Origin of the sequence: Lysinibacillus parviboronicapiens (assembly GCF_003049575.1) — a bacterium.
In the GTDB taxonomy this organism is placed as follows: domain Bacteria; phylum Bacillota; class Bacilli; order Bacillales_A; family Planococcaceae; genus Lysinibacillus; species Lysinibacillus parviboronicapiens.
Genome location: NZ_PYWI01000038.1, coordinates 15,622 through 28,334, shown reverse-complemented (window position 1 = coordinate 28,334; position 12,713 = coordinate 15,622). Strand labels below are relative to the sequence as shown.

Below are 12,713 nucleotides of genomic sequence, written 5' to 3'. Positions count from 1 at the left end.
GATTTTTTGTGTTGTTAATCATTTGATCGACTCTCCCTTTCTCTCTATAAAGTCATCATTACGCTGTGGTCTTTGACACGAGATATTAATAAACATCTTAGGATATGGCATGAAACCATCTCATAAACCTTATTTAATTAGCACTATTATAAAGTTGTTAAACTTATTTAACAATTTAATTTTTAAAAGAATAATAAAAAAGCCACATCTGGTTAGATGTGACTCTGTAGTGTTGACGTTCCACAAACGTCTATTTAGTTGTATACTTGTTTACAAATTTGTACGTTATCATCTTATTACAGATATTCAATAGAAAACAGGAAGCGTACTACACTTAACCTTTTGTTAACTTAACCTTTGTGCATAGTCCATCATTCTTAACATCTGTTAATGTTTATTATAAATATATCGTGGACTATACCCCAGTTCTTCCGCTATCTTCTCAATTGTTTTAACCTCTACATATTTCCGATAAAGAATCTTATATTCCAAGCCACTAAAAGTACATATCAATCTTTTTAAATCATATAGATCGTTTTGTTTGTGAGCTAACTCATACACTATAGCTTCAATTTGTTCCTCTAATTTTGCTCCGTCGCTCTCTGATGTCAGCTTTACATCTGATAGATCGCCTAAGGTCCAGCGTCCTAACTCCTTCTTTGTTCGTTTCAGATTAAATTCAAGGTACGCTATTTCTTCCTCGAGTTTACGATAATCCTTCAACCATTCGTACATTTGCAGCACCTACCTTATTTGTTAATTTACTTAATTGTGAGTTGTGGCGTATCACGCTCTGTTTTGATGTATAAATAAGATAAAATCTGGACAAAATAAGAGTGTCTATAGTGTTCTCACGCTATTTAAGGCTGCAGAGATTTCGCTCGCTGCAGCTTTATTTATAATGGAGTAACGCCTAACATAATCTCTATTTAGTACATAAAATGAAAAGTGACCTGTCGAAATATTTTCCGTTATTTCTTGAGGATAATAAGCTTAACACCTGATCACTTTCTAAAATGGAAGTGATCCTTTTTTGAATTGCAACTTTTACATCTCCTTATTAAAAAAATGTTAGTATAAATTCTCATGAATCTGTAAATACTCTTTGTATAACCGCTATGAATACGCTCGGTGAACTACAACGCCGACCGGAAACCCACACACTACTCATAGCGGTTATTCCCCTCTACCAACCAGTTATTAAAATCAGATATACTACATATTTTCTTTTAAATAATCTTTGCATAATTTGTCAGAATAGTTACACTGTTTATACAACCTTCAGTAATGCCTGGAGCAATGTAGAGTCTGACATGCATGCTCGAGGCTTTTTTATTTTTTAATCATTTCAAGGCAATTCACTATGCAAACATAGCTATAACTTCATATTAATAATAATGTAAAGCTAATTTAGCCTTACAAGATACCAAGATCACTCAAGATCACTCCTTTTTTGAACATTGGGTCACTCCCACACGTGACCCTTGTTTACCGTAGTGTGTAATAACGCTACGGTTTTTTTACTTTTTATCTATTTAAAGGCAATGAACTATACAAACCTAGTTATCCAATCATATAAATAGTAGTGTTAAGCTAATTTCGCTTAGCTTGGCACCTCCTGAATTGTTAGTTCAGGGTCACTTTCCTACGAGTGACCCTATAATATTTGTTTAGTAATCCCATTTGTCACTTAGAAATTCTTTTCATACAGTTGGAATGGTATTAAACCCCATTACATATATTAGTTTCGGGATAGCTGCTTTTGCATCGCCCCAAACTGTAATTGCTTTTTGCTATCCCATCATTCCAAATCTTGCGATTAATCCTCATATTGTGCAGTATCAGATTGTTTAACAAGTTCTTTCGTATTCAGAGTCAAATGCCCACATAAAAATACATACCACATCATAATAATAGTAGGGTATAAAGCTAATCCATTTCTTTATATCTCTATTTTTTTGGGTCACTGATGATGCCACAGTGGCCCTTTTATAATTTTCTCAAAATGTTCAGTAGCAAATATTGCGAATATATTCATCTGCAACAACTAATACAGAATTTTCGTCACAATCATATATATACACTTTATTATTCTCTTTTATTGGCTTGCGTAAATCCTCCCCAACTAATAAATCCCCTTCAATTTCTATGTGATAATAAATACCGCCAATTTCGAGTAATGTTACTTCTTTTACATAAACTTTCGTATTTTTCCTTTTATGAAACGAAGCCATGTAACCTTTGATTTTTCTCACCTTCCTACTACAAATCTTTTTACTAATACATATATTTTTCCATAATGGCCCAAACTCGAAGGCATGCTGTATCACACCGATATCGATTAGGTGTTTTGCCACGTCTAACTAAACGAAATCCCCTTTTCTCAAGGTCAGCAATAGCAACATCTAACTCAGAGTCATTTTTTCGTTGTATTGGTGGTAATCTAAATACGCCATTATGTGCTAATGAACGATTGAACATTAAATCCATCCCCTTTAGAAAATATTCAGCTTATCGTGAGCAACATGTCCATATTTTATTCTGTGAATATCTAGGGATTTTTGGTTATTAAATATAGTTTGTTGATTCCAGCAATTTTTCAAATTTGAAAAAAATATAAGGATAATAAAACATGTTCTGAACAGACTAAATTCAGGAGGTGAAACCCATGCCAAATAATAACAACAATCAATACGTTAACCAAATCAAACAACAAATCCAACAAGCCGAAGCTAACAAAAATCAAGCTTCAGGTCGTTTTGCAACTCCGAATGCAATGAACTCAATGAACGAAGAATTCGGGACTGAGACTGATGTTAACCAAGTTAAACAACAAATTCAGCAAGCAGAAGCTAAGAAAATACAAGCTTCTGGTCGTAACGCAAATAATGGTTACGGAAACAATACAAATTAAGTTGATAATAAGCCCAAACCGGCAATCTTTTTTCTGCTGGTTTTTTATTATCCCCTGCTAAATAAAATCCTCATATTGTTCAGTAATTAAAGATTAGACATATCATCTTTTAACCACTCAGTTTCACACGTTCTTCTTGTGTGGAGTGTATGTGGCAACACAAAAATGTTGGTGGGTTTAAGTAATTAGCTAGGTCTTTGCTATAGTTTTTAGTTTATCTTTTTACACAGTTTTTTCTTCAAATCAAGCCCCCATTAGCGTGACAAACACATAATAATGATGTTAAAGGAGATAATAAATAAAGATTTAACGGGAAAGGATGTATCATTGTGGATTTCTTTCATGGGCAAGAATCACTTACAGCAATACAATGGGTTCTAAGAGCGATTGTTACTTTTTTCTTTTTACTTTTTGCGACAAAAATTATGGGGCAACGTTCAATTGCTCAATTGGGGTTACTCGATTTTGTTATGGCAATAACTCTTGGTAATATCATTGCTCATCCCTTGTCTGATGAAGGATTAGGATTAAAAGGTTCCATGATTACCATGTCGGTTTTAATTATTTTATATTTACTCGGGGTATTATTGAGTATGAAATGGATTTCGTTTCGACATTTTATGGACCCACCTCCGATTCCACTTATTAAAAACGGGAAAATTGTTTCCGCAAACTTACGAAAGGCAAGGATTTCTGTTGATTTTCTTTTATCAGAGTTAAGAAAAGAAAAGGTAGAAGATATTCAAAAAATCGCTCTCGCTTTATGGGAACCAGACGGATCTATTTCAAGTTTTATTCATCCGCAACACCAAACTCCAACGCGAGCAGATTTAAAGATAGTACCTAAACCTTTTTCCCTCCCTTCTGTCCTCATTCAAGAAGGAAAAATTGATTACCATGAATTAAACAAATCTAAGTTTACTGAGGATTGGCTAAAAAATAATCTTACATCAACATATAACGTAGACATTAAAGATGTCATATTAGCGACAATCGACCAAAATGATAACTTGCAAGTTTTCCTGTACAAATAAAGGCAGCACCTACCTCGTTTATTAATTTCCTAATATTGTTCATTAAGGTCTAGCAATTCCCATAACTATATATCCTTCCTTTTGTTCGTAATCTGTAATATAAGTAATGACTCTTTCCGTCCAACGTCCAGTCGTTTTCACACCATCAAATTCATTAAGAAAGATAGTGTCACCAACTGAAAAATTGCGGTCATTTTTACGTATTTCGAACGTTTTAGAGCCATTTACAACTGATTCAAGATATTCAGGAAGTATTTTAAGTTCATGTTTAGCCATTTCCATGCCCCCTTTCTATTGGACATTTTTTTCTGACACAATCATCAGATTGTTTAACAAGTTCATTCTTCTTCACAGTCAAACGCCCACATAAAATTACATATCACATCATAATAATAGTAGTGTATAAAGCTAATCCATTTGCTTTATACCTCCAATTTCTGGGGTCACTGATGATTGCCACAGTGACCCTTTTATAATTTCCTACTTTGTTATTAGAACTATCCAAAATACTTAATGTTTTGTTATTTCAACTTTTTGGTAGAACCTGCCACCCGGCGAGGGAGTTTGGAGGTCGCTACTTTTCATGAGGGAATGCTTTTTATCTTTATCTAAAATCAAAACAAGTAATTGATAACAATAAAAAAACAATTAACAATAACTATTTATTGAAAAACGATAAGAAATAAACTATAATCAATACTTGCCAATCAAAAAAATAAAGAGGTGTATTCCATGAAAACAGATAAAAAAGTAAAGTTTTTGAAAATTTATGCAATAATAGCAAGTATCTTATACGCTCTATCAGGCATGTCACTTTTCATCCTTTTGTCAGAATTAGATGACGCTCCAGGTCTTGTAATTATGGGGCTAGTCATAATTTTCGCTCCAATGATTATCGTCTGGAAATATATAAATCAAACCGACAAGAACGAGGTATAGCCGTCTAAAGAGTCGGCTTTTTTTAATCTCTAAAAAGACTTAAGAGGTATATTAGTAGGAATTAGAAAAGATTCAAACTAGGGTAGAAGTAGCCATCCTGAATGCTGCGCTTGCACCTTTGTTTATTGCCTCAGCACAACCAAAACACGGATGTTCCTTTCGTGTTGTTACCATTCGCTTGTTTGTAATACTCAGCATTGGCTAATATCCTCCTTTTACCCTTTTCATTTTTTCAATTTGTTTACGATTCAGTTTTGACACACCTTTAGGAAACCCATATTGCTTGCGAACTTCTTCGCGAGTCATTCCATGCACTATGCGACAATGCGCTTTCGTAATAACAATACCTATATGATTACATTCCTTTACAGGACACTTGAGATACCCTCCATGTTTAGCATTCCAATATGGTTCTGTCATCACGCACCCCCTCTACTGCTTCTAAATAATGCACCGCATATATGCCCGATTTGATTCGAACGCAATGATCTCTGAAAAATTGAAGCGGTAGCATGACTTCTTGAATACTGGCGTTTACGTTTCTCATTATTCCCCCTCCAAAGTGGCCCGCATTTTATCCATCAATTTATGAATAGCGTTTGTATATTTAGATTGGGTGACACTATCGCCTATTTCACTAAGCACTTCTAAAGTTGAATTAAATTCATTCACTAAGGATTCAAATCGAATTTTGAATTTTACTTCTGCCGGATCCGTCGCTTCATTCATTTTACTTCGCAGCTGGTCCAACTCTTTTTGAACAGATTCAGGTACTATTTCAACTGTTGCCGCTTCAATAGGCTTGGCTTTCAAATTTTCTTCTAACTGTTTAGCCCTGGACTCAGCAACCGCTAATTCTTGTGTTAATCTATTAATCTCTTTTTCAGAAACTTCGTTGTCACTGGACTGTTCCCGAGCATCTTCTAACTGTTGTTCAAGGTCCTGAATATCCTTTTCTAATAAACTCTTTTCTTTTGTGGCATCTGCTTCTTGTTGAGCAATTTGTTTTTCAAGTTTCTGTTTCTCCTTAATCACCTTTTGTAGTTCCGACTAGATAGCTCTTCCACATTATTTTCTTGAACAAAGGCTTCTCGTTCTTCAGCATCGATACCTAAAAGAGCCACTGCTTTTGTATAACTCAAATTCCCAAGCACTTGGGAATTTGCGCTATACTCCGTATGAATTTGCATTAAGTTGTTTGCTGTGGATTGACTGTACTCCACGTTTTCTTTCAACCATTTACCCCAGTCTCCATGTTGAAGTTGTCCTTTCGCTTCAATAAGCCGCTTTCCGATTTCAGATGAAGCCTGGAGCATCATAGTTTGTGTTTGAAATTTAATGGCATTGATTTCTGCTGCTATTACATCCGTGGACCGTTCTGTGATTAATTGCGTCATACCGCTTTCCTCGCTTTCTTAGTAAGTTTTTGTTTTTTGAATGTATCGATGAAAGCTTGCACGTCCTCTGTTGAAGGATTATTTTCAAAACCGCGCACTTGGACTACTTCATTTCCCCTTAATTCCACTGTATAAAATGGAACAGATGGAGCATTTGCATTTCGTATAAGGAGCAACGTACACTCCCCTTTGCTGTAGCGCTCAGCATAAGTGCCAACACAATGTTTTAGTCGCTTACCTTCGTCTACAATTTCCTTAAATGTCTCAGGTGGTCTGATTATCAATCCATTCGATTCAAGCACCAGGTGTTTAAGTTCTCATAACGCTTTTGGATTTTTAAATTAGCAACCTCATCGTTCTTGATTTTGATTAATTTAATTGTCCTTGCATGAGCTTTTTTCAAATTCTTCGGATACAAAACCACTTCATCATCCAAATTTAATTCAAGCTTCTGACAATCTCCGATATAATCAGACCAGGTAACTAATACTTGCGAAGGTGATGCATAATGTTTACTACTTAGTTCGAATTGTTTTTGTGCATAATTAAAAATACGGTGAATGGTGCAATATTTTTTTATTTTTTTAAACTAAATATCCGTGCACATGTTACACCCTTTAATCATTTGTTCGTAGGGCATTTTCAACTCCTCTTTCCGCGCTTGCTGCCACAACCATAAACCGATTGTAAAACTCGGTGCGTACATGACATGCATACCTGTAGCATCCGTCCGCTTCATCATTAAGTAATCTTGTTTAGATATTTTGAAAAAATCATGTAACTTAAAAGCTTTCCAGTTAATCGTTCTGTGTAGTGGTTTACCGTGAATTTTTGCTTCTACAACATTTTTAAAACCGTTTTTGCTCAACACTTCGATATTCGGCATTTCTGAAAATAAAGCAAAATATTTCAATAAAGTGTAATGACCATAATTTTCCCATCCTGAAAATTCGAATGGCGTACCTAGCGTTGCATCTATTAAGCTTTGAATAGAAATCTTGTCTGGTAAGCTACCAGTATCATAGCTATACACGGAACTGCATTTACTAAGCTCGTTATTTCTCCATGTATAAACTTTATACATCTCACTCTGCCCTATTTCGAACGTATAAAGCGCTGTTCTTTTACATGTTGTCTTAACATTTTCGTAAAACACGCTATAGCTTCTACTGCAATGCACCCAACTCGCTACAATCATTTTGGGATTTACTAATGACTTTTCAAACCATAGAAAATAAGCTGAATCTGTTAAGTATTTACGACCTAACCAATCCTTTTTGTAAGTACATTTAGAATTGCACTTAGGACAAGTAGCTGATGCATTTTGCTTTACAGCTTCTTCTACATAAAATTTAGCGTGACAATGCGTACAGTACCCTTTTTTTACCTTTCCGCTTGATACAAAAATGTACTTACTTTCTTTAAGCGCTTCATTCGTTGCGTAATAATCATTTTTTTATCAATCTCCGAAAAGTGATCCCGCACTTGTTGTTCTTCTGCTTTAGTTAAACTATTCACCTCAGTACACCCCTCTATCATAGAAATTCATCTAGCGAAGCTTCAAAACGTGGTGCAGCTCCACTCGATATAGTTGCTGGTTTAGTTGTTTTTGGTACATCCATTTGGCTAGTTGAAGATAAAACCACGGTAGGTACTGTACATGTTTTTTTAATGCCAAAATATTTAAGAACAATCTCGAAACCTCGATCACTTGTTAAAACCCCACAATTTTCTACCTGTACCTTTTGAGCTTCTTTACGCATTTCCTTCATGCTACCGACTATTGTTTTGTTTTCAGTAAGAATCTTTTCTGCTGTCGATGGATTAGCCTTTACATAGTCCATTAGAAAATTCCCTATCGTTAACAAGTAAGGATGTACTTTGTTAACTTGCATTTCTTGTTGTAGCTTTGCGATTGCTTGTTCAATCATCTTTAACGCCTCCTGTTCCTTTGCTTGATAATCCGCTTCAAAAATATTCAATTGCCCTTCCTGAATCATTTCAATGTGGTGATTCTTCTTCTCCATCCTTATCGCCTCCGCGATTTTATTTTCTTTTGATAGGACTATCAATCCGCTTCATTCGTACATACATATACGCCCCACTTACAAAATCAGAAAACTTCACTTGCATGTCTTTGAAATGATAATCCTTGTGCCATTTTTCAAATATTTCTTGCGCCGATATTTCTTCCTTAGCGATTTTTTCCGCACGGGTTACGAACTTTCCAGATAGAAACGTAGCGGAAGAATTATGGAATGGAACTGTAACGGTTGGTTGCTTCAAATTGCGTGAAGGTGTATAGCGCTTCCTACGTGTTAACTTTGTGTCTGCTCATTAATAAGCCTTGTTACATGCTTCTTAGTGTTTTTATCATTCAAATTCTTCTGTGCATGACTACTCTCGTCGCCACTTTTTTTTCGTGGCCCCTGTGGAATTTTCCAAAATGGGTATGCTTCGACTTCCAGCATCGGGCCACTCTTAATTGTTTTCACACGATACCCTGCTAATGATTCAGCACGCAAATTCTCAAAATGAACTTCTCTACTATTCTTTTTTTCTATTGCAAACGATTCCTCATATGCTGCTAATACATATTTAATTTGGTTCTTTCTTTTCTTCATGGCAATTCTCTCCCGATGATATTAATAATCTATTAGCCTTGTTAATTTTGGTGCATCGTCGTAAACCTAATATCCATTACAAGGACGTAATTGACTGATTGCCATGAAGGTTGCTATACTAGCGTTAAGGAATTTGGCAATAGTCAAATGAGCCGTGCTTACTGGTCAGAGTTTGTAAGGCATTTTTTATTGTTTAATATCAAAGCCTTTGCGACTTGTCACAAAGGCTTTTCTTTATGGCGCTGGGATTGTCCGTAATCTACCTGTTAAACGATGAATAATCAACCACTCATCAGCTGACTTTTTACTAATCTTCCGGTTATCTGTTTAAACGATAACTCGCTATGTGTATCTTTTGTATCTTGTTAAATTGTGACCCTGTTTCATGGAATCCCCCCTTATTTAATGGATGATAATAGCTAGACACTTGTCCCGCTTCTTGGTATAATTCCAGTAAGTCAAATTTCGTTTTAGATGCTGTTTAATCGTTCGTGTGATTAAGCAGTTTTTTTATGGCTTTAATTTGGTTTTGTATTAACCTTCACTACTTTCATTGAGTTCCCTTGCATGTCTAGTTGACTAGCAATCTCAAAAAATTTATTTCGACGTTGTTCTTTAACCTGTTTTTCCAAGCGATCAATGTAATTGATTCTGCTTGTTAAAACATCCATTCGTTCCTTCACCGAATCAAAATCCCCGTCTAGAAAATGCCGATTAATCGCTATTATTAAGTCGTTGCAGCAGGCTTTTTCTTTCGACAGTTCCAACCCCAAGTTGTCACTAACTCCTATAACTTTCTTACTTTCAAAATCTACGAATACTAGATTTCTTAAGCCTGTTTCGTAGACTTGTTGTAGTTGTTCAATCATTCTTGTTCCTCCCCTAATTAAATGTCATCTTGGATACTTACTTTTTTGATGGAACAGGAGAAACCAAACATCTGATATTTAAAGGTTCCATCTTTTTTATCGCTTATTAATTGTTCTTCCGTGTAAATACCATATTTAGCTAACGCCTTTTTTAATTTTTCTATTTGCACAAATTTATAAATTTGTTTTTCCCCTTTGCTTTTTCTAGCTTAGGGGATTTTTTATTTTCTCCCACCCCTCTTACCACCTTTCGATTTTGAATGAAGTTGCTAGCGTCATATCAGCTATAAGTCCGAAAATGCCGTTATCCTCACATTCCATTACCTGCATTAGAACAACGGGAAAGCGCAACTTGCTTTTGGTCACTTGTCATTGCTAGCCACTGCTTGTTGGTCGTTTTCATTTTGTGCCTCCTTCGCAAGCATTCTTGGAACGCTTGTCTTGAGTAAAAAGCGAAGCATGTTTTTTAAAGCTTCATCTGAGGGTTGATTAGTCTTAATCATTTCTTTCACCTCCCTTCATTGATAAAAATAAAGGTTATAAATTTTTAAGCGGTATTTTCTTCATCCTGTTTTTCGTTCGCTATGCGTATGCCCATTTGAATCCCCTCAAACAACGCCATAAATCGCTGTTTATCTTTCTCGGACATCATTTTCAAAGTTGTAGCCATTGCATCAAAAATCTTTTCATCTTTAATGTCATAAACAACCTTCATTTGCTTCACCACCTCAAAAAAAATAATTCTTGTATGTGAACATAATATTCCACAAACAAGAATAAATCAACACGTAAAGTTTACAAACAAGACTTTTTATAATAATATTGTCTACAAGGAGGTGAAATTATTTGAAAGATAGGTTATTAAAATTACGAAATGAGCTGAAATTGAATCAAGCTGAATTTGGGGAAAAAATAGGACTAAGTAAAGCAAGTATCTCGGCATTAGAAAGTGGTTCAAGGAATATAACTGATAGACATATTATGTTGCTTAGTTCTGAATTTAACGTAAATGAGAATTGGTTACGTTCAGGAGAAGGAGAAATGTTTGTGCAACAAGAAACATTTTCTCTAGATGAAAAAGCACAAAAATACCAACTATCTCCTTTAGAAATCGATATTATGAAGGGATACATGGAGCTTGATCCGTACGTAAGAAATGAAATCATTAAGATGGTTGGAGAAGTATATGTAAAACATACAGAAATAGCTGCTACTACTGTAGAAGATGAAATTGAGGATGAACTAGAGCGCTATCGCTATGAATTAAAAGCTGAGAAAAAAGCGGGAACGTCATTAGTTTCAGAAGAGCGCGGAACAAGTTGAGACTGAGGAATTAAATGTGATAGCAACTATTTAAACGTTTGGCCAAACGTTTAGCAAAAAAAGAAAGAGCAGACTCATTCGTCTAGCTCTTTTCTTATATAGAAAGGATTGATATTAATGAGAACGGCTATCTATGTACGAGTTTCTACACAAGAACAAGCAGAAGAAGGTTACTCTATCAAGGCCCAACTAGAACGTCTTCAAGCCTATGCACATCCCAAGATTGGAAAGTCGTTAAAACCTATATTGACGACGGACAGAGTGCTAAGGATATGAACAGACAACAGAATTATCAAGAATGCTGGAAGATATGAAAGAAAACATGTTTGATTGCGTACTCGTTTATCGTCTGGATAGATTGACACGATCTGTGCTTGATTTATACACAATGCTCAATAAGTTTGATAAATATAATGTCAAATTTAAGTCGGCCACTGAAGTATACGACACAACCAATGCAATGGGCCGTTTATTCATTACGTTAGTCGCTGCCCTTGCACAGTGGGAACGCGAGAACCTAGCTGAACGTGTACGCATGGGCATGAATCAGAAAGCGAAAGAAGGAAAATGGACAGTAAGCCTCACACCTCTTGGCTTCGATAAAGAAGGCGACTATTTAGTTATTAACGAAAAGGAAGCTGCAATAGTAAGAGAGTTATTTGATTTGTATTTAACGGGAAAATACGGTGTTGGTAAAGTAGCAAAAATATTAAATCAACGAGGTATCAAGACAAAATCCGGGGCTATGTGGCATTTTAACTCCGTACGTTACGTATTAATGAATATGATTTATATGGGAACTATGCGTTATAACTACCGCGTTAACAAAGAGCAATACTTTGAAATTGAAAACGTTGTACCTGCTATTATAGACAAAAAAGATTTTGAAGAAGTCCAACGTTTACTTTCCACTCGTTCACAAATACATCCGAGAAAAGCAACTAGTCCTTATATATTTACGAGTGTAATTAAATGTGCTCGCTGTGGTTCTTCCATGTCAAGTAAACAATCATCTGGGAAAGCTCGTGGTTATATAAGCCACAGTTACTACTGTGTAGGTAAACGAAACGGATTATGTGATTTACCTGGTATTTCTCAAAATTTCTTAGAAGTACAATTTCTAAATTTGATTAAAGATTGGAATTATAATGAGCTAATAAATGATGAAGTGAATTCCGATACCCCTCCTGTCAATGTGGAAGACAAAGTGAAAATGTTAAAGAAAGAACTATCTGATATTGAAAGTAGGCGCTCAAAATGGCAATATGCTTGGCTAAATAATTTAATCAGTGATGACGATTTAAAGAATCGAAAACATGAGGAAGACTCCAACGAAGAACGGGTAAAGCAAGAGTTATCAAAATTAACTCAGAATGAACAAGCCAATAAGAGTAAAGAACAATTAGCGTTATCTTTAAAAAAGCTATATGATAACTGGATACTATTAGAAGTATACGAAAAGAAAAAGCTAGTTGGAATGTTAGTGAGTAAAATGAGTGTTGATAAGAAAATGAATGTAAGAAGGCCCGAATCTGTTGCAATTACTGAAATTGAATTTTTATAAACACTAATGTGCCTATCATCCTAACAAGATGGCTAAAGTATTCATCAGT

The 12,713-nt window shown here is 35.2% G+C and carries 23 protein-coding genes; 6 read left to right on the top strand and 17 right to left on the bottom strand.

The genetic code is table 11. The features are described from left to right. Positions 1-387: 387 nt before the first annotated feature. The 3 genes from C9J35_RS20700 to C9J35_RS20690 all read right to left on the bottom strand — a co-directional run bounded on the left by C9J35_RS20700 (position 388) and on the right by C9J35_RS20690 (position 2,481). A complete protein-coding gene (locus tag C9J35_RS20700; RefSeq protein ID WP_054770092.1) occupies positions 388-735 on the bottom strand; it encodes a hypothetical protein in 348 nt (115 codons plus the stop codon). Between the two features lie 1,274 nt (positions 736-2,009). Then, the gene (locus C9J35_RS20695) at positions 2,010-2,255 is read right to left on the bottom strand and encodes a hypothetical protein (RefSeq protein ID WP_153062979.1); all 246 of its coding nucleotides are present in this window, start codon (positions 2,253-2,255) and stop codon (positions 2,010-2,012) included. A 22-nt stretch (positions 2,256-2,277) separates the two neighbouring features. Further along, positions 2,278-2,481 carry a hypothetical protein gene (locus C9J35_RS20690; protein ID WP_107926572.1) on the bottom strand — a complete coding sequence of 68 codons (204 nt, stop codon included), beginning with the start codon at positions 2,479-2,481 and terminating at the stop codon, positions 2,278-2,280. Between the two features lie 187 nt (positions 2,482-2,668). On the opposite strand from C9J35_RS20690, the gene C9J35_RS20685 reads away from it, so the two are divergent. Together C9J35_RS20685 and C9J35_RS20680 are read left to right on the top strand one after the other, a co-directional pair. Then, on the top strand, positions 2,669-2,914 hold the full coding sequence (locus tag C9J35_RS20685; protein ID WP_107926570.1) for a gamma-type small acid-soluble spore protein: 246 nt from the start codon (positions 2,669-2,671) through the stop codon (positions 2,912-2,914). Between the two features lie 329 nt (positions 2,915-3,243). After that, positions 3,244-3,948 (top strand): DUF421 domain-containing protein, encoded by a 705-nt coding sequence (locus C9J35_RS20680; RefSeq protein WP_107926568.1) that lies wholly within the window; start codon positions 3,244-3,246, stop codon positions 3,946-3,948. A 42-nt stretch (positions 3,949-3,990) separates the two neighbouring features. On the opposite strand, the gene C9J35_RS20675 is transcribed toward C9J35_RS20680, so the two are convergent. After that, positions 3,991-4,224, bottom strand: a complete 234-nt coding sequence (locus tag C9J35_RS20675) for a DUF3850 domain-containing protein (RefSeq protein ID WP_054768714.1) — start codon at positions 4,222-4,224, stop codon at positions 3,991-3,993. 447 nt (positions 4,225-4,671) lie between these two features. On the opposite strand from C9J35_RS20675, the gene C9J35_RS20670 reads away from it, so the two are divergent. Beyond that, positions 4,672-4,887 (top strand): hypothetical protein, encoded by a 216-nt coding sequence (locus tag C9J35_RS20670; RefSeq protein WP_268807946.1) that lies wholly within the window; start codon positions 4,672-4,674, stop codon positions 4,885-4,887. A 201-nt stretch (positions 4,888-5,088) separates the two neighbouring features. On the opposite strand, the gene C9J35_RS20665 is transcribed toward C9J35_RS20670, so the two are convergent. From C9J35_RS20665 to C9J35_RS23780, 13 genes are all read right to left on the bottom strand, one after another. Further along, positions 5,089-5,307 (bottom strand): hypothetical protein, encoded by a 219-nt coding sequence (locus C9J35_RS20665; RefSeq protein WP_107926564.1) that lies wholly within the window; start codon positions 5,305-5,307, stop codon positions 5,089-5,091. Next, complete coding sequence (locus C9J35_RS23790; RefSeq protein WP_167396028.1) at positions 5,282-5,434, bottom strand: hypothetical protein; 153 nt, start codon at positions 5,432-5,434, stop codon at positions 5,282-5,284. Before C9J35_RS23790 ends, C9J35_RS20665 begins: the two co-directional genes overlap by 26 nt. Further along, the gene (locus tag C9J35_RS20660; protein ID WP_107926562.1) at positions 5,434-5,922 is read right to left on the bottom strand and encodes a hypothetical protein; all 489 of its coding nucleotides are present in this window, start codon (positions 5,920-5,922) and stop codon (positions 5,434-5,436) included. Before C9J35_RS20660 ends, C9J35_RS23790 begins: the two co-directional genes overlap by 1 nt. Further along, positions 5,919-6,284 carry a DUF3102 domain-containing protein gene (locus C9J35_RS20655; RefSeq protein WP_054768719.1) on the bottom strand — a complete coding sequence of 122 codons (366 nt, stop codon included), beginning with the start codon at positions 6,282-6,284 and terminating at the stop codon, positions 5,919-5,921. The genes C9J35_RS20660 and C9J35_RS20655 overlap by 4 nt, the downstream gene beginning before the upstream one ends. Beyond that, complete coding sequence (locus C9J35_RS20650; protein WP_167396027.1) at positions 6,281-6,586, bottom strand: PcfJ domain-containing protein; 306 nt, start codon at positions 6,584-6,586, stop codon at positions 6,281-6,283. Before C9J35_RS20650 ends, C9J35_RS20655 begins: the two co-directional genes overlap by 4 nt. Beyond that, entirely contained in the window at positions 6,565-6,837 is a 273-nt protein-coding gene (locus C9J35_RS25140; protein ID WP_438941218.1) for a PcfJ domain-containing protein, read from the bottom strand. The genes C9J35_RS20650 and C9J35_RS25140 overlap by 22 nt, the downstream gene beginning before the upstream one ends. Positions 6,838-6,873: 36 nt before the next feature. Further along, a complete protein-coding gene (locus tag C9J35_RS20640) occupies positions 6,874-7,368 on the bottom strand; it encodes a hypothetical protein (protein ID WP_153062978.1) in 495 nt (164 codons plus the stop codon). A gap of 299 nt (positions 7,369-7,667) precedes the next feature. Further along, positions 7,668-7,802, bottom strand: coding sequence for a hypothetical protein (locus C9J35_RS24645; RefSeq protein WP_268807945.1), 135 nt, complete (start codon positions 7,800-7,802; stop codon positions 7,668-7,670). A gap of 17 nt (positions 7,803-7,819) precedes the next feature. Then, positions 7,820-8,311: a Cas9 inhibitor AcrIIA9 family protein gene (locus C9J35_RS20635; RefSeq protein WP_107926554.1), complete on the bottom strand. Its 492-nt coding sequence runs from the start codon at positions 8,309-8,311 to the stop codon at positions 7,820-7,822. Between the two features lie 291 nt (positions 8,312-8,602). Then, a complete protein-coding gene (locus tag C9J35_RS20625; RefSeq protein WP_107926550.1) occupies positions 8,603-8,908 on the bottom strand; it encodes a hypothetical protein in 306 nt (101 codons plus the stop codon). A 518-nt stretch (positions 8,909-9,426) separates the two neighbouring features. Next, positions 9,427-9,777 carry a hypothetical protein gene (locus C9J35_RS20620; RefSeq protein WP_107926548.1) on the bottom strand — a complete coding sequence of 117 codons (351 nt, stop codon included), beginning with the start codon at positions 9,775-9,777 and terminating at the stop codon, positions 9,427-9,429. Between the two features lie 362 nt (positions 9,778-10,139). Further along, the gene (locus C9J35_RS23785; protein WP_167396026.1) at positions 10,140-10,280 is read right to left on the bottom strand and encodes a hypothetical protein; all 141 of its coding nucleotides are present in this window, start codon (positions 10,278-10,280) and stop codon (positions 10,140-10,142) included. A 44-nt stretch (positions 10,281-10,324) separates the two neighbouring features. Beyond that, positions 10,325-10,492, bottom strand: coding sequence for a hypothetical protein (locus C9J35_RS23780; protein WP_167396025.1), 168 nt, complete (start codon positions 10,490-10,492; stop codon positions 10,325-10,327). Between the two features lie 131 nt (positions 10,493-10,623). Between C9J35_RS23780 and C9J35_RS20615 the strand changes: the two genes are divergently transcribed. The 3 genes from C9J35_RS20615 to C9J35_RS20605 all read left to right on the top strand — a co-directional run bounded on the left by C9J35_RS20615 (position 10,624) and on the right by C9J35_RS20605 (position 12,664). Beyond that, positions 10,624-11,100, top strand: a complete 477-nt coding sequence (locus C9J35_RS20615; RefSeq protein ID WP_107926546.1) for a helix-turn-helix domain-containing protein — start codon at positions 10,624-10,626, stop codon at positions 11,098-11,100. 117 nt (positions 11,101-11,217) lie between these two features. Continuing rightward, positions 11,218-11,376, top strand: coding sequence for a recombinase family protein (locus C9J35_RS24640; RefSeq protein WP_107926544.1), 159 nt, complete (start codon positions 11,218-11,220; stop codon positions 11,374-11,376). Positions 11,377-11,398: 22 nt separating this feature from the next. After that, positions 11,399-12,664: a recombinase family protein gene (locus tag C9J35_RS20605; protein ID WP_107926542.1), complete on the top strand. Its 1,266-nt coding sequence runs from the start codon at positions 11,399-11,401 to the stop codon at positions 12,662-12,664. Positions 12,665-12,713 lie beyond the last annotated feature (49 nt).